The organism is Parafilimonas sp., assembly GCF_051953455.1.
Lineage (GTDB): Bacteria > Bacteroidota > Bacteroidia > Chitinophagales > Chitinophagaceae > Parafilimonas.
Map to the genome: position 1 here is coordinate 23,654 of NZ_JBQCIT010000045.1, position 25,726 is coordinate 49,379.

The following is a 25,726-nucleotide window of genomic DNA, read 5'->3' on the forward strand; positions in this document are numbered from 1 at the left end:
AAAAGATTTGTAAAGAAACCTTTTTAACGTACTAAATCATGCAAAGAAAAATTGCAGCCATTTCTTTTCTTATTGTTATCGTTTTTTGTTGTACTTCCTTCAGGTTTGCTTTGGCCACAAATACTGCGCCTGCCATTAGAGATAATTTACAGCAACAACAGCAAAATAAATTACGCACTATTGTAATTGATGCCGGCCATGGCGGTAAAGATATCGGGGCAAGAGGAAAATATTCTTATGAGAAAAATGTTGCACTCGCCATAGCATTAAAACTGCAGGCAACTTTACAGCAGGCCTTACCTGATGTAAAAATTATAATGACCCGCACAACAGACATTTTTGATGACCCGCGTATAAAAGCAAATAAAGCCAATGCAGCCAAGGGCGATTTATTTATATGCATTCACTGCAACTCTGCCAAACCCATTACACATAGTGAAGTAACAGGCTACAAAACGCAGACATATTACACAGGCAAGGGAAAAAAAAGGAAAAAACATACGAGAAAAGTTGCCGTGCGCCGTTACTGGACTACGCCAAACCCCGCCAAAGGAACCGAGACTTATATATGGGCCGCAGACAGGAATGACAATAAAGAAGTTGCCATGATGGAGAATGAATCATTGTATATGGATAGCTCTCTTGCACAGCAGCTTGGCGACTTTGATCCGGGTGATCCAACCAGGAAAATGTATTACACACTTAAAACACAACAGTATTTTCAGCGTAGCGCTAACCTTGCCCGCGATGTGGAAAACGAGTTTATTAAAATAGGCCGCACGAGCCGCGAGGCCAGGCAAAGAGGTGTTGGCATTTGGGTATTACAGGCCACAGCCATGCCAAGCATTCTCGTAGAAACGGGTTTTATTTCCAATCCTGAAGATGAAGATTACCTTAACAGCACCAGCGGGCAGCAGGAGATTTGCAATGCCATTACCAATGCTGTAATGAATTATAAAAACAACCTCGAAACAAACAGCTTTCAAAGCTTTTCACAGGATTCGTTGCAATAAGTTTTTTATGCGTTATAAGACATATTTGCCACTCAAAAAGTTGTGTATTTGATACGGAAAACTTTATGCACTTTTGCTCGGTAAGTAATATCTTTTAGTTTTGCCTTCATAACATCTTTGGCATGATTGTATATTTATAGGAATAGCCTCAGGTGCAAAAGACAAATTCCACACATGAAAATTTCGAATGAAACTAAAATAGGTGCTTTAACTGCAATCGCTGTAGCTTTTCTTATTCTTGGTTTTAATTTTTTAAAAGGCAAAAGCGTATTAAAAACGGGTTTCTTTTTATATGCTAAATATTCCGACCTTAAAAAGCTCTCATCATCCAATGCTGTTTATGCAAATGGTTTCCAGATAGGCACTGTTTACAGCACCACATCCGATCCTTCATTAAAAGATTTGGTTGTTGAAATAAAGCTTGCACAGGATTATAAGATACCGGTAAACTCTGTTGCCACCATTGAATCAAACCCGTTAGGCTCTCCGGTGTTGAATATCCAGCTCGGCGGAAGTACGCAGTATTTCAACAGCGGCGATACAATGCACACCCTCGAAGGCAATGGGTTTCTTGGTTCGCTTTCCACGAAACTTGGCCCGCTGTCCGATCAGCTAACTGCATCGCTCGTAACATTAGATTCATTAATGAGGAATTTTAATACCTTGCTTGATACTACTACCAAGGGAAATATCCGCAGCGTAATAACCAATCTCAATAATGCTACCGGTCATATTTCAGAATCTACCATAGCGTTGCAAAAATTATTAAATGTACAAACCGGAGCCCTGGCACAGTCGCTTGCAAACATCAACGAGTTTACCGCAAATCTTGCAAAGAATAACCAAAAGATAGACAGCACGCTTTTTTACCTGCAGGCAACCACAAGAAATTTATCACAGGCCGATGTTGATGGTTTGGTAAATGGTTTTAAGCAAAGTGCAGATTCTTTATCGTCTATCATCAACCGCGTTAATTCAACAGATGGTTCCATCGGCGCTTTAATAAACGACAAGGCATTATATAATAACCTTAACAACATTACGCGCAGTTTAAATGTTTTACTTGATGATCTTCGTGTGCACCCGAAGCGTTATGTAAACATTTCCGTTTTTGGCAAAAAAGATAAAGGCGATTATCTTACAGAACCGCTTCCGGTAAAAGATTCATCTGCGGTAAAACCATGATACAATATAAAGCGATAGTTTTTTTTCTCAGCGCAGCTTTCCTTTTTATATGCTCATCGCTTTTTGCACAACAGCCTGCTGATACAGCATCAAAGAGAAAGATCATCATTCTTAATGCAGACAGGCTTAATTATCAGAAAATAGATTCAGCCGAATTTCAATCTGCAGCCGGCAACGTACAGATAAAACAGGATTCCACTTTGTTTTATACAGATAGTGTTGTGTTGAATAAAACACTGAATATGCTGGAGGCCTTTGGCCACGTGCATATAAATGATAACGACAGCATACATACGTATTCCGATTACCTGCGGTATCTCGGCAATGAAAAAAAAGCTTACCTTAAAGGCAACGTAAAATTAACCGATGGCAAGGGAACGCTTACCACGCCCGATCTTGATTACGACCTGAACACACATATAGGCATTTATACAAAGAATGGAAAAGTAACAAGCGAAAAAACAGTGCTCACCAGTAAAGAAGGTTTTTATTATGGCGAAACCAAGGATGTTTATTTTAAGAAAGATGTAGTGCTGGTAAACCCTGACTATAATATTACAACAGATACATTACTGTTTAACACTTACACGAATGTGGCCACCTTCACCGTTCCCACCATTATAAAAAGCGGTGACAAGAAAAAGATATTTACCAGCGATGGTTTTTATGACCTGAAAAACAAGAACTCCTATTTCGGCAAGCGGCCTCATATAGAAGACAGCACAACAATGCTTGATGCAGATGTAGTTGCTTCCAACGATTCAACCAAAGAAAGTGAAGCCAGTGGCAATGTTATTTATAAAGACACCGCGCAGGGCGTAACCGTTTTTGCCAATAATCTTAAAAGCAAAGGAGAAGAATCTTCTGTGTTGGCCACGCAAAAACCGGTAATGGTTATAAAGCAGGATAAAGATTCTATTTATCTCGCTGCCGATACATTGTTCTCCGGCAAGTTATCCACCATTAAAAAATACAGGAAAATCCCTGTTATACTCGATTCACTTCCCTCAACAGATTCTGTTGCTATTGCACTCAGCGATTCTGCAAGAGCTAAACAGGATAGTGCAAGAGACCGTTTTGTGGAGGCTTATTACAACGTAAAAATATTTTCTGATTCATTGCAGGCCGTAGGCGATAGTTTATTTTATTCATCGGAAGATTCTGCATTCAGGCTGTTTAAAAACCCGGTTGTATGGAGCCGCGAAAGCCAGATAACCGGCGATACCATTTATTTATTTACGCTTAATAAAAAACCAAAACGCATGTATGTTTTTGAAAATGCCTTAAGCGTGGAAAAAGTTGGCCCTGAATATTATAACCAGGTAAAAGGCCGCACCATAAATGGGTTTTTTACCAATGGGGAAATAGATTCGATAAGAGCCAAAGGCAATTCGGAAAGCATTTATTATGCGCAGGATGACAGCAGCAAATTTATTGGTGTGAACAGGGCAACGTCTGATGTGATTGATATGTATTTTGTAACGCGTGAGGCCGATAAAATTGTGCTGAGAAGCAATGTGGTTGGCACCTCCTACCCTATGCGGCAAATGAACCCTTTTGAAATGCGGCTGCGCAATTTTCAGTGGCTTGATGACCGCCGGCCTAAAACAAGATACGATTTATTTGGCAACTGATGTTTGTGAGTTGCGGGTTGTTAATTGTGAGTGGATAATGACAGAATCGGCGTTATTAACGTTTAGCGGGAAAATTAATTACATCACTTAAGATTATGGGCTGCCTGCGAGAAAAACGTGTAATTATATTATTTCCCATGTGCCTGTTTACCGGAATTTATTTTCAATCCCTATCTTTATTCCTGCAAACAATAAAGAATGGTATCAAAAATTTCAGAAGGCGTTGAAATAAGTGTTGAGAGTTTTTACCAGTCAGACTACAGCAATCCTACCAATGGTGAATTCATGTTTGCTTACAGGATTACTATAGAAAACCAAAATAACTTCAGCATAAAACTTTTGCGCCGCAGTTGGAAAATATTTGACAGCAGTGGTGAATACCGCGATGTGGATGGCGAAGGTGTGGTGGGCATGCAGCCTGTATTGCAGCCGGGCAAACAGTTTCAGTATGTAAGCGGCTGTAACCTGCGCAGTGAGCTTGGCCGCATGATGGGCACGTATGAAATGGAAAACCTCAACAATAAAAAAATATTTAAAGTAAATATTCCGCCGTTCGATTTAATTGCCCCGCTTAAGATGAATTGAAGAAAGCTTTGCGCTACGGGCTGTGAGCCGGGAAGCTCAGTCAGATTATAAAAGCTCACTGTGCATTGCTCGAAGCTCACAGCTCGCAGCCTCTCTTCTACCGCGGTTTATATTTCGCCTCATCATATATTTTTTTCTCCTGTGTTTCAATTAATTGCTGCAAGGTAATTTCCGGGTTTTTGTCCATCCATTTCTTTACAACCTGCCAGCCAATAAACTGGCCTATAAACCCCGGCGATGCCTGGCCTAAAACTTCTGTGAAAGGCCCGTCCTGCATATAATCCCTTACCTGCAAAGGATCAGTTATAAACAGTAAATTATTCTGAACAAAATAATTCCATATACCGGCCTCATTATCATAACAGCCATCTAATTGCTTTTGCGTATAACCTGTTTTTAAGCTGTCTGCAACCTGAGGCAAAAAATGATCAAGAAGATATAACCGTTTGCCTGCATCAATCATCTGATATACTAACGGTTCGCTGCCATTCTTTTCAGGGTAAATATCGCTTACAATATTTTTCATACAATTAACGGCAATGTATGCAGGCTTAAACCTTCGTTGCTGATAATCTGGGTAAACATTCGTTATGAATTCCGAGTGATACACAGGAAAATCTTCACCAAGATATAACTGCAATCCCACTGCCAGTCCGCTTGTAGTAAGCACATTTGCATAGCCTTCAACAGGCCCTATAAAAGTTATAACATTTGCCGGTGTTTTATATTCGGGAAAATAATACTTCACATATTGCAGGCCGCTTTTTATCGCTTTAAATTCGTTGCCGAAATCATTAAAATATTCTTGCGCTGTATCATACACAAAACGATAATCATGCAGGAACATTTTAATTTTTTTCGCAACGCTGTCGGGCTGCGGCGGCAACACCATTATGTTGTATAAATAATCGTTCAGGAAAGCACCATATTTTTTTTGAAGCGATGTCAAAGGGGTTTCAACATTGTTTGTGTCAATTGAAAACAAATCTTTATCAAAACGCAATAATTGTACATCTACCTTAATATTGGAAACGTCGGGCGCTGGTTTTTTTTGATTACAGGCAAATAACAGCAAACAAAAAAATGCGGCGGCATAAAATTTCATATTGCAAATAAATTACTTGCTGCGCAAGCAGGTTGTTAATATTTTTTTTAAACGAACTTTACAGTATGAAAATTACAATAGCCCAGCAAAACTATCATATAGGCAATTTTGAAAGCAACACCCAAAAAATTATTGAAGCCATTAAACAGGCAAAGCAGCAGGGATCCGATCTTATTTTATTTAGTGAACTATGTGTTTGCGGTTACCCGCCGAGGGATTTTTTAGAATTCAGTGATTTCATCAGCAAATGTTATAACGCAGTTGATATCATCAAAGAACATGCAGATACAATCGGCGTAGTGATTGGTTCACCGGCGCGCAACCCAAAATTTGAAGGCAAGGATCTTTTTAATGCCGCTTTCTTTCTATATGAAAAAGAAGTTAAAGCGGAGATACATAAAACTTTGCTGCCCACTTATGATGTGTTTGACGAATACCGCTATTTTGAACCGGCGTTCGATTGGAATATTGTTGAATTTAAAGGCAAAAAACTGGCAATAACTATTTGTGAAGACATCTGGAACCTTGGCGATAACCCGCTGTATCGCATTTGCCCGATGGATGCTTTAATAAAACAATCACCTGATGTAATGCTTAACCTCAGTGCATCGCCGTTTGATTATACACATAATGAAGACCGCAAAGCCGTTATAAAATCAAATGTGCTGAAGTATAAGTTGCCCATGTTTTATTGCAACACGATTGGCAGCCAGACTGAGATTGTGTTTGATGGCACTTCGCTTGCATTTGACAAGCATGGAAATCTTTGCAAAATATTGCCCATGTTTAAAGAAGCGCTTGAAACTATTGTGCTGAATGATGATGGAACGATTGATGCGCCTGTTATTGAACGCGCTGAATATTTGCCGGACACAGAGCTTTCAATAAAAGAATTTCAGCCTGAATTAAACCTTGAAATGATATATGAGGCGCTATTGCTTGGCATTCGTGATTATTTTAAAAAGATGGGTTTTACAAAAGCCATTCTCGGCTCTTCCGGCGGCATTGACAGCGCTTTGGTTTTAGCGCTTGCCTGTGAAGCATTAGGGCCTGAAAATGTAAGGGCTGTTTTAATGCCTTCACCTTATTCAACAGAACATTCTGTAAACGATGCGGAACAATTAAGTAAAAATCTGAATAATTCTTATGATATCATCCGCATTAATTCAATTTATGAATCGTTTTTAGAAACGCTGGAACCATTATTCAAAGGCCTTCCTTTTTCTGTGGCAGAAGAAAATATTCAAAGCCGCATAAGAGGCAACCTGCTGATGGCAATCGCCAATAAATTTGGTTATATTTTATTAAACACATCCAATAAAAGTGAACTCTCAACAGGCTATGGCACTTTATATGGAGACATGGCCGGCGGCCTGAGTGTTTTAGGCGATTGTTATAAATCGCAGATATATGCACTGGCACGATACATCAACCGTGATAAGGAAATCATTCCTGATAATATTTTAATGAAAGCGCCGAGCGCTGAACTAAGACCCAATCAAAAAGATTCAGACAGCCTGCCGGATTACGCGATTCTTGATTCCATTTTATATCAATACATAGAACGCAGGCTTGGCCCCAACGAAATAAAGGTTTTGGGATTTGACAGCGCAACTGTTGACCGCACCTTGAAACTTGTAAATACCAATGAGTATAAGCGTAACCAGTTTTGCCCTATCATTCGCGTATCAGAAAAAGCCTATGGTGTTGGCAGGCGCGTACCAATTGTAGGCAGGTATCTTTCATAATTTTTATCTTTTTTGTGGTATATGGGTTTACTGACATGATAATTGCAGGCATCACCCATTCCCTATCACATTTTGATTTTAAGTTTGATATATGATTGATGAATTAAGAAGGCTCGAAGAAAATGTAGATAAACCGGTTCCGCTTGTAAAATGGGGCCCGTATTTAAGTGAGCGGCAATGGGCAACGGTGCGGGAAGATTACAGTCCTGATGGCGATGCATGGCATTATTTTCCTTTTGATCATGCACATTGCAGAACTTACCGCTGGGGCGAAGACGGGCTGGCAGGAATTTCTGATTATTATCAAAACCTGTGTTTTTTTGTGGCCTTATGGAATGGCAAAGACCCGATACTAAAAGAGCGGCTCTTTGGTTTGGCAAACTATGAAGGCAATCATGGCGAAGATGTAAAAGAGCTTTATTATTATCTTGATAATTTACCCACGCATACTTATATGGAGTATTTGTATAAATACCCCCAACAATTATTTCCTTATGAACAATTAAGAACGGAGAACCGCAGCAAATCAAAGCTTGATCCTGAGTATGAAATCCTGGATACAGGCATATTTGATAACAATGAATACTTCGATGTTTTAATAACCTATGCAAAAGAAGATGATGAAGATATTTTTATTAAGATTGATATAACCAACCGCTTTAATGCGGCTGCGCCCATAACCGTTTTGCCTACTTTATTTTTTTATAACCGCTGGCAGCATTCGCCCGATTCGGATGTGCCCTCTATTACTTTATTAAACCGGAACGCAGTCATCACCGATCACTACAGGCTTAAAACAAATTACCTGTATTTTTTAGACGCCGATGACAGGTGGTTTACAGACAATGAAACCAATACAGAAATTATAACAGGCACACCTAATAAATCAATATTTACAAAAGATGCATTTCACAATGCAGTTATTAAAAAGAAAAATATTACAGAGCTAAGAAAAAGAAAAACGGGAACAAAGTTCGCCGCCGTGTATAATTTAAATATTGAAGCTGGCGCTACAAAAACCATCTATTGCAGGTTTAGCAACCTGCTTTTAAAGAAGCCTTTTTATAAAGACTTTGAAAATATTTTTGATAAACGCAAAAAAGAAGCAGATGCATTTTATGATTCCGTTCTGCCCAAAAAAATAAATGATGATTTGCGAAATATTCAGCGGCAGGCTTTAGCCGGTATGTTCTGGACAAAACAATATTATCATTTTGATGTGGAGCGATGGTTAACCACCGGCGATGGCATTACACCACCCAGCATATCTAAAGCCAATGGGCGCAACAGCGACTGGAAGCACTTAAAAAACCAGGATATTATCAGCATGCCCGATAAATGGGAATATCCCTGGTATGCTGCCTGGGACCTGGCTTTTCAAACCATTTCACTGGCGGTGGCTGATGCTAATTTTGCCAAGCACCAGTTGCTCCTTATCATGCGTGAATGGTACATGAAACCAGACGGCCAATTACCTGCTTATGAATGGAATTTCAGCGATGTAAACCCGCCGGTGCAGGCCTGGGCTGCATTGCAGGTTTATTATATTGAAGAGAAGCAAACAGGCAAAAAAGATGTTCAGTTCCTGAAAAAAATCTTTCAAAAACTGCTTATCAATTTCACCTGGTGGATAAACCGCAAAGACGTAAAGGGGAATAACATTTTTGAAGGCGGGTTTCTCGGGCTTGATAATATTGGTGTATTTAACCGAAGCTTCAGCCAGCAGGGAAATATACAACTGGAGCAGGCGGATGGCACAAGCTGGATGGGCATGTATGCATTAAACATGATGGATATCGCTATTGAGATCGCTTTACATGATAATGCTTTTGAAGATACGGCCACCAAGTTTTTTGAACATTTTGTATTTATAGCAGAAGCTTTGAATGAACATAACCTGTGGAATACGGAAGACAGCTTTTTTTATGATGTATTAAATGTTGCAGGCGCCGACCCAATGCCTTTACGCATCCGTTCAATCGTAGGTTTATCACCACTGTTTGCCGTATCAAATATTTATGCATGGGAATTAAATAAGCTCAGGGATTTTAAAAAACGCATTACGTGGTTTGAACATTACCGCATCGTGAATAACAAGTTCTGGCCTAATGAAGAACGCAGCGGCGATTCGGAAATATTGCTTTCACTTATACGCAAAGAAAGGCTTGTAAAGCTGCTGCATTATTTATTAGATGAGAATGAATTTCTATCGCCAGGCGGCATAAGGGCATTGTCAAAATATCATCTGGAGCATCCTTATTCCACAACGGTCGATGGCATTGTATATAGCATTCAATATGACCCCGGCGATAGTACCTCTAATATGTTTGGCGGCAACAGTAATTGGCGGGGTCCGGTCTGGATGCCCATTAATTTTCTTATCATCCAATCCATTCGTAAGTATGGTAAATTTTATGGTGATAGTTTAACGGTTGAATGCCCGACCGGTTCCGGCAACCAAATGAACTTAGAGCAGGTTGCCGATGAACTTACACGCCGTGTAATAAGTTTATTTGAGAAAGATGCGGAAGGCAATCGCAAAATATATGAGCAATATAACTGGTTTTATAAACGGCCGGAAAATGAGCATCTTGTTTTATTCTATGAATATTTTCATGGCGATAATGGCAAGGGCCTTGGCGCTTCACACCAAACCGGCTGGACGGCATTGGTAGCTGAACTAATTAGTGAGTATGGAGGAAAGCTATAATTCATTTACATCTTACCTAACTGAGTTCGGGATAAGAAGTTTGATTTATTTTGAATATAAAGTTGCTGAATTTTATTATGAAACTGAGCCGTCACCTCGACGACAGGAGAGGTCTCATGATTTTTTTGATGGTTGCTATTCGGGAGATTTCTCCTTTCGTCGAAATGACGTGCACCCCTGTTCCTTACCCCCAAACTTTAAATTAACTATAAAAAAACTTCCAAATTCCGGAATAATAAAGAAAATAGATTGAAGTTTATTTTAGCGCAGCCAGCTTTCAGGATTAAGATAACCACCGCTGCTGTTCTCCACCATAAAAACAATCTCACCATCGCCTTCTGATCCTGGGCCGGCAGTGCCAAGCACCGTGCCTGCATGCACTTCGGTACCTGATTTCACTTTAATATTATTAAGGTTGCTATAGGCCGTAAAATATTTACCATGCCTTATCACCACAGCCTGCCCGCTGCCCATATCAAATATGCCCGATACTGTGCCATCGGCAACTGACTTAACAGTTACACCAAGTGGAACTGAAATATTTATACCGGAATTATTGCCTGTTATTTTAGTGCCGGGAATAGTATAAGATCCAAATGGAATGCTTATGATGCCGGAACTAACCGGCCAGGGTAAACTGCCCCTTCTTGTCTCAAAATTGATGGAGGTTATTTTATCTTCTTCCGTTGATTCCAGTACATTATAAACACGGGTGCTTTTTGGCGCTGCACTGCCGGCAACGCTTGCTGCATTTGATGACGGCGATTCAGGAGGTGGTGTTTTGGCATTATCTGCAGGAGAAGAGGAAGGGTTATTGGAAGCCGCATTATTCCTGGCTGCAGCCGCGGCAGCTTCTCTTTTTCTTTGTTCTTCCAATGCCTTTAAACGTGCAGCTTCTTTACGTTTGGCTTCAGCAATTTCACGGTTAATGATTGCCTGTAAAGCGCCTTTTAGTTTTTGCTGGTCACGCTGGTTTTGTTTTATTTGTTTGGCAACATCGCTCTCCCTGCCCTTTAAATTATTTAAAACATCATCCTGTTCTTTTCTATCTTCTTGCAAAACGGTTAGCTGTTTGCCCTGTTCAACCAGGGTAGATTTTTTTTCTGCCTTATTTGATGTAAGTGTTTGAATTTTTTGTTCAATAACCCTTTGCGTTTTTTGAATAGTGTTTACCTGCGTTTCACGGTAATCGCGGTAACTTCTGAGATAAGCTATGCGTTTAACAGCATCATTAAAACTTGTGGCGGAAAAAATAAAATTCAGATAGTCGTAATTACTGCGGTTCTTATAGGCAAACACCAGGCTCTTGGCATAATTCTCTTTAAGCGAATCAAGCTCCCGCCTCATCCTGTTTATATCAAGCTGGCTGGTATAAATGGTATTATCAAGCCTTCGCAAATCTTTATTAATATTATTGATGAGCGCATTACGCGTTCTTATTTTTTTCTGAACCAGCGCCAGTTGGCTCAACGATTTTTTTTTGCTTGATTTTATTTGGTTAAGGGTGCTGTTTAATTCAGCTATTTCGCGTTGCAGTTGCTGCTGTCTTTTCTGTATGTCTTCTTTACTTTCATCCTGCGCAGCCGCTGCCAATGCTATGCTTAAGCACATAAAAGCTGCAAACAGTTTTTTTATCATGAATAATTTCGTTTGAGATGATTGCTGCTAAATTAACGATCCGAAATGCTTATTCGTATTTAACACGGTAATTTTTTGAAATTGTAAACACAAAGCTCAGCGGCTGATTGAAATTATAATCCTTAAAATTCAGGGTAAGGCTTGCCGGCGATTTACCGCTTACAGCAATATCCCGGCTGGCAGAAAAGTTGAAATTATCAATAACATGATAATCGTTGTAAAAAATATTAGCGCCGGTTACGTCGCTGCTGCTAATGGTTTCATAATTACTTTGCCCGAGTAAAAAACCGTTTTTTGTAAATGAATAAACAGAACGCAACACTTCATCAGAATCTGAAACAGTAATAGAATCTTTTTTAACCTGGTAATTATTATTGCCATTTAATACAGCTTTGCCCAAAATAATATTTTGAAAATCGCTGAAACCAAGCGGCAGTTTGGTTATTTTCTGCAGGTGGTCAATGCTGCTCAATTGAACTGTGTTCTCCAGTTTGTTGATGACTTTAATGCTGTCAGGCGTTACCAAAACCCTTGCACCTTCTATGTTTAAAGGGCCTGTGATAGATATCCAGATAATACTATCCTTCAGCATTTTTATATACACTGTTGCATTACCTGCAGCCTGCGGTGAGCTAAAGCTTGCTTTTGCACGGCCATAAAATGTATTAAAGTTTAATGGAGCATTGGCAACGCTCATTAATTGCTGTTTTAATACGGCCGCTGAATCTGCGGATTTTAACTTAACAGCCGGCGATGAACTTACAGCAGAATCCCTTACCACATGCTGTGCTTTTTTTGCAGTGCGGCAACCAACCCCGCTCATCAGGCCAAAAACAAAAACAATAAAAATGATCCGCTGCATATTATTTCCCCGTATGCCCAAAGCCGCCTTCGCCGCGTTTGGATTCATTTAAAATTTTTACTTCTTCCCACGCTGCCTTTACAACCGGCTGAATAATCATTTGTGCAATTCTTTCGCCGTGCTGAATGGCAAAAGGTTCACTGGAAAGATTAATCAAAATTATCTTTAATTCGCCGCGGTAATCGCTGTCGATAGTGCCGGGCGTATTCAAACAGGTTATGCCGTGTTTTATGGCCAGCCCGCTGCGCGGTCTTACCTGCGCTTCATAACCTAAAGGCAATTCAATAAACAGGCCAGTTGGAATTAAAGCCCGCTGCATGGGCAACAGATTAACGGGTTCGGAAAGATTGGCCCTTAAATCCATACCTGATGAGCCGATAGTTTCGTAGGCAGGCAAGGCGTTGGTAGAATTGTTTATGATTTTAACGGTGATAGTTTGCATGAATTATTTTTTAAAAACACTCAATATTCAATTATGAAACCGATGCAGCTGAGCCTTTGATTATTGTTTTTCCAGCAGCACCGATGCATACGCCACCACGCCTTCCTCTCTTCCCACAAAACCTAATTTTTCTGTAGTAGTGGCTTTAATAGAAACATCTTTTTCTGTCAAACCTAAAATATCCGCAATTGTTTTTTGCATTTGCTGAACGTAAGGTTTTATTTTAGGCGCCTGCAGGCACAGGCTGCTGTCAATATTGATGATCCTGTAGTTTTCTTTTTGTATAATCTGATTTGTTCTCGCCAGCAATATCTTACTGTCAATACCTTTAAACTCGTTTGAAGTATCGGGGAAATGTTCGCCTATATCGCCCAAACAGGCAGCGCCCAGCATGGCATCGCAGATGGCGTGCAATAAAACATCGGCATCACTATGGCCCACAGCGCCTTTTGTATGCGGTACTTTTATACCACCCAGCCAAAAATCGCGGCCTTCTTCCAGCCTGTGAAAATCTATTCCGGAGCCTATTCTTATATTCATATTATTTACAACTGTATTTTGCCACAAGACTCCAAGACACAAAAAATTAAATAAGTGTTTTGTGCCAAAAGTCTCATGAAAAAAGCGAAGGTAACGGCCTCCGCTTTAAACTTTATTTAAATTGTGTTGAAATGATGTGTTGTGCTATTGAAATTATGAGCATGTTAGTATTAAATTATGTTGACCGAACGTCATGTCGAGGTAACGAGACATCTCATAAAATTTATGTTGCTAATAATTCAAGAGATTTATTTCGTTCATAATTATTTTTTAATTGCCTCAATGATTGCTTCGCAATTCTCCTATCGTCGAAATGACGATTCGACCTTTCTCAATATAATTAATAGCACAACACGTTTGAAATAATATTATTCCTGCGCACCAAAATCAAATAAAAGGCTGAAGCGCAAAGTATTTGATAAAGGGTTTCTTGTAACGCCGTTGCCGGATGGAGCAAGATAAGAGAAGTTGAAACCATATATCTGGTATTTTATACCCACCCCCGCTGTAAAATAACTGCGGTTGCCCATTTGTTTTGTTTCCTTATAATAACCTGCACGTATGGAAAACATATTATCATAAGTATATTCTGCACCTAAAGAACCTGAATAGGCATTATCGCCAAAAGATTTAAACCAACTGCTGAAAACGCTTTGTGTATGATAATCGTTAATGGCGTTTTCATCTCTCGCAGAATCGCCTGTTAATTCCGGAAAAGCGGGTACCAATAATTTATTTACTTCGGCAGTAAGCGTAAACTTATGCATTTCCTGGAAAGCCCAGGTGTAAGCACCGCCAATGCCCATATTGGCGGGGATATAATCTTTGGTTTCTGCATTATCTGTATAACCAATTTTACCGCCAAGATTAGAGAGCGAAAGGCCATAAGTGAAACCCTGTCCGTCTTCTGTAGTATTGTCGCCATATAGTGAAAGATCAGCCGCCACGGTGCTTCCCGCTTTATAAGCTACGCCGTTATTGGGTGGAGCGCCGTTAGCCAAATCGGAATTAATATACCTTAATGCAACACCTAATCCTAAGGTACTGGATATTTTTCTCGAATACCCTAAATCTATTGCAAATTCAAACGGGCGGCCGGAGCCTGTGGGTGTACCTGTAAAGTCTGTAAAATCTATATTGCCCAGGTTAAAATATCTTATACCCGCAGAAAAAGCCTGGTCTTCATCCAGTTTATGATAGCCAGCCAGCGTAATCATATACACATCTTTAGCAATGTCCTGCAGCCAGGGCGTATAGGTTACACTCACCGCTGTTGGCGATGTGGTAAAAGGGGTTTTGGCAATATTCCAGAAAGCTGCATTGGCATCGGGGCTTATGGCAATACCCGCATCGCCCATGCCACCGGCACGTGCATCCGGGGAAATTCTAAGAAAGGGGGTTGCGGTTGTTATGATATCGTTTTGTGCAAATGCAGAAGACAGTAAGCAGCAACCTGCCAGCAGTAAACAAGCCGGAGCCAGTAATTTTTTTCGCATCATTCGTTTGTTTTAATCATTTTGGTTTTTATCGTCATATTGGCTTTTAGGGCTAACTGACTAATGCGTATAATTTTTTCGATAGAAGTATTTAAGACGATTAAAAATAACTGGTTAGTATGGCAAATATGTAATATTTTTCAATTTTTTACTAATAATACGTAAAAAGAGTTCAAAGGAGGCTTAGATCAAGGCCGCTTGTTTTTTTCCCGTATGACCTTGTAAATTTTTACGGCGCTCATTAATAACACTACAAAACATACCAGCCCCACCAGGCCCCAAACGAAACTGATACTTTGTTTTACCGTTGCCAGCATTACAATAGCCACCAAAAAAATGGTAGCCACTTCATTCCATATCCGCAGTTGCTGGGAACTGTATTTAAACACACCGCTTATTTGCTGTTTGAATATTTTATGAATTGAAAAATGGTATGCGTACAACAGTATTACAAAACAAAGCTTTACCAGCAGCCAGCGTCCTGATTCGGTAAAAAGAACAGGGCCCCATCCGCCAAAATGCAAAACCAGCGAACCGAAAATTAAAGTGAGAATAGCCGAAGGCCAGGTAATGCCAAACCAAAGTCTTTTCATCATAACAGCAAACTGATCGTGCAAGGCCTGCTTTACAGCCGCTTCTTTGTCGTTGGCCTCTGTATTATAAATAAAAAGCCTTGGCATATAAAACATGCCGGCAAACCAGGTTACCACAAAAATGATATGTATTGCTTTTAAGTATTGGTATGCCATAATGCATCCTAATTAATCAACCAACATTTCTGTGCTGCCGTTAAAATAATCCTTTATCCAGTTGCTTACAGTTTGTACCCATAAAGGCTGCGTATTCATGCACGGAATAAACTCAAAAGATTCGCCGCCGGCATCTAAGAAAGTTTTTCTGGCCTGTATGGCAATTTCTTCCAGCGTTTCCAAACAATCGCTTACAAATGCCGGGCACACAACCAGCAATCTTTTTACACCTTCACCGGGCAATTTAGGGAGGCGCTCCTGGGTAGAAGGTAATAACCAGGGATCTTTGCCCAGCCTCGACTGGTAAGTTTGCTCTACTTTTTCTTCCGGTATATTTAATGTTTTTGTTACAAGTTCAGTTGTAACAATAGTTTGATGGCGATAGCAGAATTTATGCGCCGGTGAGGCTATATGACAGCACCGGTTTACCTGCAGGCAATGCTGGCCGGTTATATCGCTCTTCCTGATATGCCGTTCGGGCACGCCATGATAGCTGAATAAAATCTTATCATATTCTTTTTGCAGATAGGGCTTTATACTTTCGCTTAAAGCATAAACAAATTGTTCATTATTATAAAACGGTTTTACCACTTTCAGCACGGAAGCATAATTCTTTTTCTTATGCTGATGTTTAATGTCCTCAACCGCAGTTTCATAACTGCTCATGGCATAATGGGGGTATAAAGGCAATATCAGAATTTCTTTTAGCTGCGGGTTTTCTTCATGCAGCTTTTTTAATACGGCTGCCGCAGCAGGATTTTGATAACGCATCACCAGTTCAACAGGCTCTTCAAAATTTGCCTGCACCGCTTTTTGCAATTGCTTGCTTATCACAATTAGAGGCGAGCCTTCTTTCGTCCATATTTTGTTATAAGCTTCGGCAGAATTTTTCGCCCTGAAAGGAACAATAATGCCTCTTACAAGCAAAGTCCTTAATAAAAAAGGTTTATCAATCACCCGCCCGTCCATTAAAAATTCATTGAGAAATCTCTTTACATCTTTTACGTCTGTTGAATCGGGCGAACCAAGATTCATTAATATTATCGCACGGGTATGCTGGTTCATAAGGCAGCAAAAGTAAACCCTGTTTTGCTGAAACAATACTTTATGTATGCTCAAAACATAAATTCCATGCAAAAGCAATGACACCTGCCGCCATTGAAAAAATTGCCTCAGCCGCAATTTTATCAAAACATGACATATAAATGACACTTCAACTGATTTTAATCATGTTTATAGGATGGTTGCAAACTAATTTTGCGACGTTTGATATAACAGGATGGATATATATAAATTTTGCGTAGCAGGAATAAATTACAAAAAAGCAGATGCTGAATTACGCAGCTCTTTTGCTGTAAATAATGATCAATATGCTTCTATTCTTAAAAATGCCCCTTCATTTGGATTGAAAGAAGTTTTTGTGCTTTCCACCTGCAACAGGACAGAAATATACGGTCTCACTGAAAATGTTACTGACCTCATCAGCCTGCTTTGCGCCGAAACGCCGGGCAGCGTGGAAGTTTTTGCAAAATCGGCTTATATAAAAAAAGGGCGTGAAGCCATAGAACATCTTTTTGATGTGGCTGCCGGGCTCGATTCCCAGATTCTCGGTGATTATGAAATTGTGGGGCAGATAAAATTGGCCGTCAAGTTTGCAAGACAGCATGGTTTTCTCGGTGCCTATTTAGACCGCCTGGTGAACAGTGTTTTACAATCTTCCAAACTAATTAAAAATAATACGGCATTAAGCGGTGGCACTGTTTCTGTTGCATTTGCTGCGACACAGTACATTAAAAAGCATGTAAAAGATATCAGCGATAAAAAAATATTATTGCTGGGCACCGGAAAAATTGGCAGCAGCGCCTGCAAAAACCTGGTGGATTATCTTGACACAAAAAACATTACACTCATAAACCGTTCTCCTGAAAAAGCGATAGGGCTTGCAACAGAGCTTGGCTTAAAAACGGCTTCCATTGATAATGTTGAAACAGAAGTGAACGCAGCCGATATTATAGTGGTAGCTACCAATGGTGCACAGCCGGTAATACTTGCTTCACATATAACTTCACATCAACCCAAATTAATAATTGATCTTTCTATTCCGTTTAATGTGGAAGAAAGCGTTCGGCATTTATCCAATATACAACTGGTAAATGTGGATGAATTATCTAAGCTGAAAGACGAAACGCTTAAAAAGCGTGAGGCCGAAGTGCCAAAGGCAAAAGCCATTATTGCCGAATCGATGCAGGATTTTATTGAATGGTATTATATGCGCAGGCATGTGCCTATGCTGAAAGATCTGAAGTTAAAATTAAAAGAACTGCACTCTTATACTTTTATTGCTGATGCAGATAACCCGCTTTGTGAATCCAGGATCAATATTAAAATTCAGCGTGTGGTAAACGAAACAGCGTGCAGGATAAAAGAAACAAATACCAAAGGCTGCCATTACATTGCTGCAATAAATGATTTTATTTGCACTGCATAAATCATGGCGAATACAATTATAAGAATAGGTACAAGAGAAAGCCCACTGGCCGTTTGGCAGGCAACACAGGTGCAAAACCTGCTTACTTCACAGAACGTACAATCTGAACTGGTATATATAAAGAGTGAAGGCGATACAGATTTGATTACGCCTTTATATGCTTTGGGGGTTCAGGGCATTTTTACAAAAGCACTGGATGCAGCTTTGCTGAATAACCGGATTGATATAGCTGTTCATTCCATGAAAGATGTGCCTGTGCAGATGGCGGAAGGCATTGTGCAGGCTGCTGTTTTAAAACGTGCCTCTTATAAAGATGTATTTGTTTATAAAAACAAAACTGATCTTGAAAAGATTGGTTATATAAACAATGTGTGGACCGATCCATTGCAAGTATCTTATTCACCACTCACTATTGCTACCAGCAGCGTTCGACGTATTGCACAATGGCTGAACCGTTATCCTGATACTATTATTGAAAACCTGCGTGGTAATGTAAATACCCGTTTGAATAAAGTAAAAACTAATAACTGGAATGGCGCCATTTTCGCTGCCGCCGGTATTGAGCGTATTAATTTAAGGCCTGAAAATTCAGTTGATATTGACTGGATGCTGCCTGCGCCTGCACAAGGCGCTATTGTGGTGGTTTGCAAAAAAGATGATGAAGCGATATTTAATGTATGCAGCAATTTTAATGATAAAGGAACAGCCCTGTGTGTAAAAATTGAAAGAGATTTTCTGAAAACCTTAATGGGCGGGTGTTCAACGCCGGTAAGTGCATTGACAAAAGTTGAAGACAATACTGTTATGTTCAATGGAAATATATTATCAACAGATGGAAAGCAAAAAGCGGAGATAAGTAAAACCGCTCCATTAAGTGAAGCCGCATCGCTTGGTACAATCGCCGGTGAGGAGGTTTTAAAAAAAGGCGGTGATAAAATTATTGAGCAGATTCGCAATGCCGGCAAATAATATTTCCATATTAATTACAGGCGACATTGACAAAGCCTTGGTTGAGCAACTTACTTCCAAAGGTTTTACTGTTGATGTTATTCCATTCATCAAAACAGCAAGCATTAATTCAGCAATCGTTCAACAGCAAGTTGAGCATATCTCAACACTTGATGCAACCGTTATTTTCACAAGTGCCAATGCTGTTGAGGCAGTGCATCAATCTTTATCAAATAAAAAAATTAACTGGAAAATTTATTGCGTTGGCGAACAAACAAAATCAGTGATTGAAAAATTGCTGACAGGTGCTAACGTTATTGGTGTAGCTGATGATGCGGTTCATCTTTCACAAAAAATAACCAGCGCCAATAATATAAATGAGGTTTATTTTTTCTGCGGTGATAAAAGAAGGGACACATTACCACACTTGCTTGACACAGCTAACATTACGGTGCATGAAGTGAAAGTATATACCACCACTATCTTTCAACATACACTTACGAAGGAATACGATGCTGTTTTATTTTTTAGCCCAAGCGCAGTAAAAGGTTTGTTTGCCTATAATGGTTTAAATACAAAAACGGTTTTATTTTCCATTGGCCACACAACAACGGGCGAGATAAAAAATTATTCTTCAAACAAGCTTATCGTAACTGAAAATCCGTCGAAGGAATTAATGATTAAAAAACTGGTTGCTTTTTTTAATGAGTAACCATGTTTTGGTTAATCAGTGCATCCGGAAAACTGCTTAAAATCTTCAGACAGCAACACAGAGCTAATACAGGTTATATCATCATCTGTGTGCACTTTGTTTTGTGTGTAAAATTTATTGATTGATTGCAGCAAGCGCATTTAATTTACCATACCCGAAGTTATTGTTCTTTTTTGGATAACCGCTCGCTGTTGTGGTAAGCCGTTCTATAATTTGCTCTCTTGTTTCTGTTGGATGTGCGGCCCACACCAGCGCCGCAACGCCAGCTGATGTTGCAGTTGCAACAGAAGATCCACCAACTGTTGTTGGCACATTGCCGCTTATGGCATTGGCGATGGGGCTCATATTGTCGCTCGTTTTATTCATCACAATCACAAAATCAATCTGCCGGCCTTTATGGCAATCGCCACATGCTTTTAAGGTAGCTGTATTTTTTACACCGGTTATCGCCTGTACCTGCGGTAAAGTTGCAGGAAAGGTTACGCCAAACCATGAAGTAAAATCGGTTGAAGTTCCGCCTGCACAAAACATCAGTTTTCCTTTATTGTAAGCATACATAATGGCATCTTTTATTTGAGAAGCGGCTGTTACGCGGCCAAGGCTTAAACTGATTATTTTAATGGAAGCATCATCTGCTGCATACGTATAAGCATCTGCAACACCTTTAACTTCTGAGCCGTCAATTACCACATCGTTAGCGGCTTTACAAACAACGAGGCTGCTGTTATAAGCTACGCCGCATGAGTTGCCATTTGTGCAACGCGGTGCAGTTGCTGTACTCGTCATTGTAGTGCCATGGCCACAATTATCATTTGTATTGGCTGTTTTAGGAAGCGTAACTATTTTCTCTAAAGTCCTGCCGGAAGAATAACCCTGGTTAAAACCGTTGTTCATATTATCCTGGTCAGGGCTAAGGCCGGTATCAATTACCATTATTTTAATGCCTGATCCGGTGCTTAATGCCCATGCTGCCGGTATGTTATGATAACTGTAATTCCACGATTGTTTTGCGCCCGGTGCAATGGTTGTATAATCGTCGCCTTCCTGCAAATTGGTGACACCAGTATAACCGCCGCAACCCGCACCAAGCGAAGCTCTTACCTGCGCGTCCAGATCAGCATCATAATTTCCGGGCTCGTAACCTATTGGTTCAGCATAACGGATGAGCTTACTGTTGCGCAGCATTTTAAACGTGCTGAAATTATCAATACGCACATCAATAACCGGCAATTTGTATTCTTTCCAAACTTCTATATCTTCTGCTTTTAAACCAGGATGCAGCAATCTTTCCTGCTGCAGAATCATTAGTATAACCTGCGCTTTTACAGCGCTCCATTTATTATCATGAATATTAATTTTTGCAAGACGCTCTTCAACATTTTTTTCATTTAAAGGTTTATACCCCACGGAAACAATATGATCAGGACTATGCATAATGGCGCTGAATGCCATTAAATCTGATGCATCGCTCCAGTTAAATTCGCCTTTTTCGTTAATTGTTTTTGTAATGAAAGCATTTATTTGCGCGGGTGTCATTAGTTGCGTTTGCACCTTTTCAACCGATGCGCTGTTAACCTCATTTGAAGTTGACATTTTATTACAGGCGGCAAAAAATAATACACATACAAGCAGTGCAGGAGAAAGTTTTTTCATAGTAGTTGCGTTAAAGTAGCAGTTGATAAAGCAGTAAGTTACACGTATTCGTTTTTAATACAAATTAATATTTGTGGTTCTCCACATGCTTGAAAGCATTGGATATAACCATTTGCTGAATAAACTCCGGTATAAGCCTGCTGATGTGATAAGATAATTTATTGATGAAACCCGGGATAATTCTCGCCTTTCCTTTCAGCATTTTATCAATAGCTTCTTCTGCTACTTCTTCAGGCAGCAAGATGGAGCGTTTTGCCATTCCTTTTAATTCTTTATTGCAGGCAATGGTGTTGGCATTACTGTCGGTGCCGCCGGGGCATAAAACGCTTACATTGATATTATGTCGTTTCAGTTCAAGCCGCAGGGAACGGCTGAAATAATAAATGTATGCTTTGGATGCTATATAAACTGTTTTACCGGGAATCATATAAAAACCGCCCATGCTGCTTGTGTTCATTATATGCGATGGCGCATTGGCTTTTAGGTCCGGTAAAAACAAACGTGTAAGCATGGTGGCGGCATGAATGTTTAGTTCAAGCTGGCGTTCGTAAAAAATAGTTTCGGTGTGTTCAAAATCGCCTTTGCTGCCAATGCCTACATTGTTAATAAGGATATTAATGTTGAAATTATTTTCCTTCACCCATTTATATACAGCACAAAAAGATTGCGGCTTGCTTAAATCAGCACCCAAACCGCAGCAATCTATATGCTTAAAAGTTGATTGTATTTCATTAACCGTGCTTTCCAATTCAGCGCCGGGTAGTGCAACCAGCAATACATTCATATTCTTTTTAGCGCACTCAAAAGCAAGCGCTTTACCTATACCAGCTCCTGCACCTGTAATCAAAGTGTACATCTTCATTATTGCCGCTTCTTTATTTTATATTGTTAAGAGCAAATTAAACAGGTTAATAAGATTCTTCTTATAAATAATGTGAAGAGAAAGAATAATTAACCCAAACGCAGGATAAACTTTAAAAGTATAATTCAAAGCTATCAATTTTCATTACAGCACTCAGCCCGGATTATTTTTCAGCCATTCAACCGTTTTCTTTAACCCTTCGTCCAGCGATATAAAACTATAACCAAGTTCACGCTGCGCTTTACTGCTGTCAACATCCCAGTTGTAGTAATATTTTCTTATCCATGGCGGCGTAAGTAATGGTGGCCTGCCCGTTAGTTTCGAATACAATTCAATTACATTACCTGCAAACATCATTGTCCATACAGGGAATTTTATCAACGTATGTTTTTCACCTGTTATCTGCGCCAGCATATTAAAGAATTCAACGTACGATGCATTTACGCCACCCAGGTTATACCGCTCCCCTGCCCTTCCTTTCTGCATGGCAAGAATATGGCCGTTCACAATATCATCAATATACACATAGCTTCCGGTGCGTTTGCCATCGCCCGGCATAACTTTCCATTTGCCCGACATATATAATTTTACCAGCCTTGTAACAGCATTGCTTTCTGTTATAATCCCCGGCCCATAAATACGGGGCGGGTTTACTGTAACGATGCGCAGGCCATATTTGTTACAATATTCTTTTGCCAGTTCTTCGGCCTGCGTTTTCGTGGTTTCATAAATTGTAAAAGGCTTGCCTATTCTTCTATCCTCTTCTTTCACAGGCCTTTGGCCCGATGGCCCAAGCGTGCCGCCGGTTGACGTGAATACAATATTATTAATGTTGTTTTTCCGTGCAGCATCAAACACATTTTTGGCGCCTTCTACATTAAGCCTGTAAAAAATGGAAGCATCCTTCGCCCACACCCGCGCATAAGCAGCCAGGTGATAAACCTGTTCGCATCCCTGCATGGCTTCATGCATTGAAGCAGCATCCGTAATATCTCCCTTAAAAATTTTTATGTTGGAATGCTGCAAAACCGGGGTATTTACGTCCCGGCATAAGGCATGTACAATATTTCCATCACCGGCAAGCTTTTTAGCAAGGTTATTTCCAACATAACCGGTGGCACCTGTTATAAAAATTTTCATCAATCAATTGTTCTGAATAAAATACTGAGCTTGAAAAAAAGCAGCATTATTATTGTTACCCTGCTGCAAGGATAAGCAAGTAATTGACTATCGAAAAATTTTTATTATGAAAAAAATTATATAAAAAATATTTTCATTGCTTATTAAATAAGCCTAAAGTATATAGGATTGAAAAATTTTATATGGGCTGTAAATCTTTATTTTTGCTGCTTACGAAAGGAAATTTTTTGCATGAAGAAGATAGAACTTGAAATTGTTGCATTATCGCATAGCATTACACAAACGCATTCGTATGCAGTTGTTTTGGGTGAAGTAAATGGGTTGCGGCGTTTGCCCATTGTTATTGGCGGTTTTGAAGCCCAGGCCATCGCCGTTGCACTTGAGCGCATGCAGCCCAGCCGCCCGCTTACACACGACCTTATGAAAAATTTTATGTATGCCTTTAATATAGAGTTGATGGAAATAGTGATCAACGATTTGCAGGAAGGCATTTTTTATTCAAAGCTCGTATGCGTAAATGAACATGATACCATTGAGATTGACAGCCGCACCAGCGATGCTTTAGCGCTTGCCGTACGGTTTGGATGCCCCATTTACACCTATGAAAATATACTGGAAAATGCAGGCATTTTAATGGAGGACGAAGCAAGGCAAAAAAAATCTGACATTACCGTTGAAGAGCCGGGTGCTTCTGCCGGTGATAAAGATTTAAGCAAGATGAGCCTGGAAGACCTGCAGAAACTGCTTTCCGAAGTTTTGGAACATGAAGATTACATCCGCGCTATTGAAATAAGGGATGAAATAAACAAGCGCAAGTAATATTCAATTTTTTGTTTTGATAGTTTTTCCCAATTGCAAAATAAATCTCGGCCTAAGCATTATTGGCAAAAGAAGCGACGGGTATCATAACCTTGAAACCTTTTTTTATCCCTTGCCTTTTTATGATGTGCTGGAAGTAATTCATCATGCTCACCAGGATGAGGATTGTACATTAATAACTTCTGGAATTGAAATTGAAGGCCCGCCTGAAACCAATCTCTGTGTAAAAGCATACCGGCTTTTAAAACATGATTTTCCGCAATTGCCTTCTGTAAAAATTCATCTTCATAAAACAATTCCTGCAGGTGCAGGCCTGGGCGGTGGCAGTGCCGATGGCGCCTTTATGCTGATGCTTTTAAATGATAAATTCAAACTGCACCTTACGGAAGAGAAACTGTTACATTATGCGCTGAGGCTTGGCAGCGATTGCCCTTTCTTTATTATCAACAAACCTGCTTTTGCTACACAACGCGGCGAAGTAATGCAGCCGGTTCAGCTTAATTTATCAGGATATCATTTAATGTTGATTAACCCCCGTATTCACGTAAACACAGGCTGGGCATTTTCACAGGTTAATTATTCATGCCAAAATAATATCAGCAACATTGTTGAACAGCCCATGGAAAACTGGCAGGGAAAACTGGAAAACGCTTTTGAAAAACCTGTTTTTGAAAAATATCCCGAGGTCAAAACAATTAAAGAACTGCTTCTTAAAAACGGCGCATTGTTTGCTTCAATGAGTGGAAGCGGCAGCAGCGTATATGGCATTTTCAGCAATCCGGCCAATGTTAACCACAATATGTTTCCGCCGCATTACTTTATAAAGCAATTAGTTCTGTGACAATCATTTTACGCTTATTTTAATATTTGTGTATTTATTACACTATACATACTTTCGTTAATAAGCCCCCTGAAAAACATGGCATAGCTTGTATTATTAAAAATTAAAATTTTATTCGTTGGAAACTGGACAGCAAAACAATGACAAACAGCAAAATGCTGTTTCCATAAATAACCCGGATGAAAGCCTATCCGCCCCGAAATCAGTAAAAAAATCAGCGGAAAAAAAAGCAAAATCTGACCGGCCTAAAAAGGCCGCCAAACAGGCTGAAGCCATCAAGCCCAAAGCTGCAGCTAAGAAGCCAACTCCAAAAAAGGTTTCCTCTGTTGCAACCAAAGCAAAAGTTCTTAAAAAAGCCGCTAAACCAGTTAAAAAAACGGCTGCAACAAAAATAATTTTTCAGCTAAAATTTCATACTAAACCTGGCCAGTTGCTATTTGTTACGGGCGATCATCCGATACTTGGCAATGAAAATATTGCAAATGCGCTACCGCTTCAATATCTTAATGAAGAAACCTGGGCTGCTTCAGTTGACATAGATGCAGCATCTGTGCCT

At 39.8% G+C, this 25,726-nt stretch carries 23 protein-coding genes; 12 read left to right on the plus strand and 11 right to left on the minus strand.

The genetic code is table 11. The annotated features are described in order from the left end of the window. Window positions 1–38: 38 nt before the first annotated feature. The 4 genes from ACTHN6_RS16245 to apaG all read left to right on the plus strand — a co-directional run bounded on the left by ACTHN6_RS16245 (window position 39) and on the right by apaG (window position 4,417). Window positions 39–1,013, plus strand: coding sequence for an N-acetylmuramoyl-L-alanine amidase family protein (locus ACTHN6_RS16245; protein ID WP_440436828.1), 975 nt, complete (start codon window positions 39–41; stop codon window positions 1,011–1,013). A 174-nt stretch (window positions 1,014–1,187) separates the two neighbouring features. Beyond that, window positions 1,188–2,198: an MlaD family protein gene (locus ACTHN6_RS16250; protein ID WP_440436829.1), complete on the plus strand. Its 1,011-nt coding sequence runs from the start codon at window positions 1,188–1,190 to the stop codon at window positions 2,196–2,198. Beyond that, a complete protein-coding gene (locus ACTHN6_RS16255) occupies window positions 2,195–3,832 on the plus strand; it encodes an OstA-like protein (protein ID WP_440436830.1) in 1,638 nt (545 codons plus the stop codon). The genes ACTHN6_RS16250 and ACTHN6_RS16255 overlap by 4 nt, the downstream gene beginning before the upstream one ends. Before the next feature lie 198 nt (window positions 3,833–4,030). Beyond that, entirely contained in the window at window positions 4,031–4,417 is a 387-nt protein-coding gene (apaG, locus tag ACTHN6_RS16260) for a Co2+/Mg2+ efflux protein ApaG (protein WP_440436831.1), read from the plus strand. A gap of 97 nt (window positions 4,418–4,514) precedes the next feature. Here apaG and ACTHN6_RS16265 read toward each other — a convergent pair whose 3' ends face one another. Next, window positions 4,515–5,522 carry a gliding motility lipoprotein GldB gene (locus ACTHN6_RS16265; protein WP_440436832.1) on the minus strand — a complete coding sequence of 336 codons (1,008 nt, stop codon included), beginning with the start codon at window positions 5,520–5,522 and terminating at the stop codon, window positions 4,515–4,517. 65 nt (window positions 5,523–5,587) lie between these two features. On the opposite strand from ACTHN6_RS16265, the gene ACTHN6_RS16270 reads away from it, so the two are divergent. Both ACTHN6_RS16270 and ACTHN6_RS16275 read left to right on the plus strand, forming a co-directional pair. After that, window positions 5,588–7,270, plus strand: a complete 1,683-nt coding sequence (locus ACTHN6_RS16270; protein ID WP_440436833.1) for an NAD+ synthase — start codon at window positions 5,588–5,590, stop codon at window positions 7,268–7,270. A gap of 91 nt (window positions 7,271–7,361) precedes the next feature. Beyond that, window positions 7,362–9,980 (plus strand): MGH1-like glycoside hydrolase domain-containing protein, encoded by a 2,619-nt coding sequence (locus tag ACTHN6_RS16275; protein ID WP_440436834.1) that lies wholly within the window; start codon window positions 7,362–7,364, stop codon window positions 9,978–9,980. A gap of 261 nt (window positions 9,981–10,241) precedes the next feature. Here ACTHN6_RS16275 and ACTHN6_RS16280 read toward each other — a convergent pair whose 3' ends face one another. The 7 genes from ACTHN6_RS16280 to hemH all read right to left on the minus strand — a co-directional run bounded on the left by ACTHN6_RS16280 (window position 10,242) and on the right by hemH (window position 16,772). After that, complete coding sequence (locus ACTHN6_RS16280) at window positions 10,242–11,618, minus strand: murein hydrolase activator EnvC family protein (RefSeq protein WP_440436835.1); 1,377 nt, start codon at window positions 11,616–11,618, stop codon at window positions 10,242–10,244. Window positions 11,619–11,667: 49 nt separating this feature from the next. Next, window positions 11,668–12,528 (minus strand): DUF4292 domain-containing protein, encoded by an 861-nt coding sequence (locus ACTHN6_RS16285; protein WP_440436836.1) that lies wholly within the window; start codon window positions 12,526–12,528, stop codon window positions 11,668–11,670. Beyond that, a complete protein-coding gene (dut, locus tag ACTHN6_RS16290) occupies window positions 12,482–12,922 on the minus strand; it encodes a dUTP diphosphatase (protein ID WP_440436837.1) in 441 nt (146 codons plus the stop codon). The genes ACTHN6_RS16285 and dut overlap by 47 nt, the downstream gene beginning before the upstream one ends. A gap of 60 nt (window positions 12,923–12,982) precedes the next feature. Continuing rightward, the gene (ispF, locus tag ACTHN6_RS16295) at window positions 12,983–13,462 is read right to left on the minus strand and encodes a 2-C-methyl-D-erythritol 2,4-cyclodiphosphate synthase (RefSeq protein ID WP_440436838.1); all 480 of its coding nucleotides are present in this window, start codon (window positions 13,460–13,462) and stop codon (window positions 12,983–12,985) included. Between the two features lie 368 nt (window positions 13,463–13,830). Then, window positions 13,831–14,961, minus strand: a complete 1,131-nt coding sequence (gene porV / locus ACTHN6_RS16300; RefSeq protein ID WP_440436839.1) for a type IX secretion system outer membrane channel protein PorV — start codon at window positions 14,959–14,961, stop codon at window positions 13,831–13,833. 185 nt (window positions 14,962–15,146) lie between these two features. Next, a complete protein-coding gene (locus tag ACTHN6_RS16305) occupies window positions 15,147–15,707 on the minus strand; it encodes a CopD family protein (protein WP_440436840.1) in 561 nt (186 codons plus the stop codon). Between the two features lie 12 nt (window positions 15,708–15,719). After that, window positions 15,720–16,772, minus strand: coding sequence for a ferrochelatase (gene hemH, locus ACTHN6_RS16310; protein WP_440436841.1), 1,053 nt, complete (start codon window positions 16,770–16,772; stop codon window positions 15,720–15,722). 214 nt (window positions 16,773–16,986) lie between these two features. On the opposite strand from hemH, the gene hemA reads away from it, so the two are divergent. The 3 genes from hemA to ACTHN6_RS16325 are packed head-to-tail and all read left to right on the plus strand — an operon-like array spanning window position 16,987 to window position 19,855. After that, window positions 16,987–18,195, plus strand: coding sequence for a glutamyl-tRNA reductase (gene hemA, locus ACTHN6_RS16315; protein WP_440436842.1), 1,209 nt, complete (start codon window positions 16,987–16,989; stop codon window positions 18,193–18,195). A 3-nt stretch (window positions 18,196–18,198) separates the two neighbouring features. Next, complete coding sequence (hemC, locus tag ACTHN6_RS16320) at window positions 18,199–19,164, plus strand: hydroxymethylbilane synthase (RefSeq protein WP_440436843.1); 966 nt, start codon at window positions 18,199–18,201, stop codon at window positions 19,162–19,164. Further along, on the plus strand, window positions 19,136–19,855 hold the full coding sequence (locus ACTHN6_RS16325) for a uroporphyrinogen-III synthase (protein WP_440436844.1): 720 nt from the start codon (window positions 19,136–19,138) through the stop codon (window positions 19,853–19,855). The genes hemC and ACTHN6_RS16325 overlap by 29 nt, the downstream gene beginning before the upstream one ends. 114 nt (window positions 19,856–19,969) lie before the next feature. Here ACTHN6_RS16325 and ACTHN6_RS16330 read toward each other — a convergent pair whose 3' ends face one another. The 3 genes from ACTHN6_RS16330 to ACTHN6_RS16340 all read right to left on the minus strand — a co-directional run bounded on the left by ACTHN6_RS16330 (window position 19,970) and on the right by ACTHN6_RS16340 (window position 23,510). Continuing rightward, window positions 19,970–21,508 (minus strand): S8 family peptidase, encoded by a 1,539-nt coding sequence (locus tag ACTHN6_RS16330; RefSeq protein ID WP_440436845.1) that lies wholly within the window; start codon window positions 21,506–21,508, stop codon window positions 19,970–19,972. Between the two features lie 64 nt (window positions 21,509–21,572). After that, complete coding sequence (locus ACTHN6_RS16335) at window positions 21,573–22,370, minus strand: SDR family NAD(P)-dependent oxidoreductase (protein ID WP_440436846.1); 798 nt, start codon at window positions 22,368–22,370, stop codon at window positions 21,573–21,575. Between the two features lie 153 nt (window positions 22,371–22,523). Next, window positions 22,524–23,510: an SDR family oxidoreductase gene (locus ACTHN6_RS16340; RefSeq protein WP_440436847.1), complete on the minus strand. Its 987-nt coding sequence runs from the start codon at window positions 23,508–23,510 to the stop codon at window positions 22,524–22,526. Between the two features lie 231 nt (window positions 23,511–23,741). On the opposite strand from ACTHN6_RS16340, the gene ACTHN6_RS16345 reads away from it, so the two are divergent. The 3 genes from ACTHN6_RS16345 to ACTHN6_RS16355 all read left to right on the plus strand — a co-directional run. Continuing rightward, window positions 23,742–24,329 carry a bifunctional nuclease family protein gene (locus tag ACTHN6_RS16345; RefSeq protein WP_440436848.1) on the plus strand — a complete coding sequence of 196 codons (588 nt, stop codon included), beginning with the start codon at window positions 23,742–23,744 and terminating at the stop codon, window positions 24,327–24,329. 16 nt (window positions 24,330–24,345) lie between these two features. Beyond that, window positions 24,346–25,170, plus strand: a complete 825-nt coding sequence (ispE, locus tag ACTHN6_RS16350) for a 4-(cytidine 5'-diphospho)-2-C-methyl-D-erythritol kinase (protein ID WP_440436849.1) — start codon at window positions 24,346–24,348, stop codon at window positions 25,168–25,170. A 118-nt stretch (window positions 25,171–25,288) separates the two neighbouring features. Next, a partial coding sequence (locus ACTHN6_RS16355; RefSeq protein ID WP_440436850.1) for a carbohydrate-binding module family 20 domain-containing protein occupies window positions 25,289–25,726 on the plus strand: 438 nt, incomplete at its 3' end.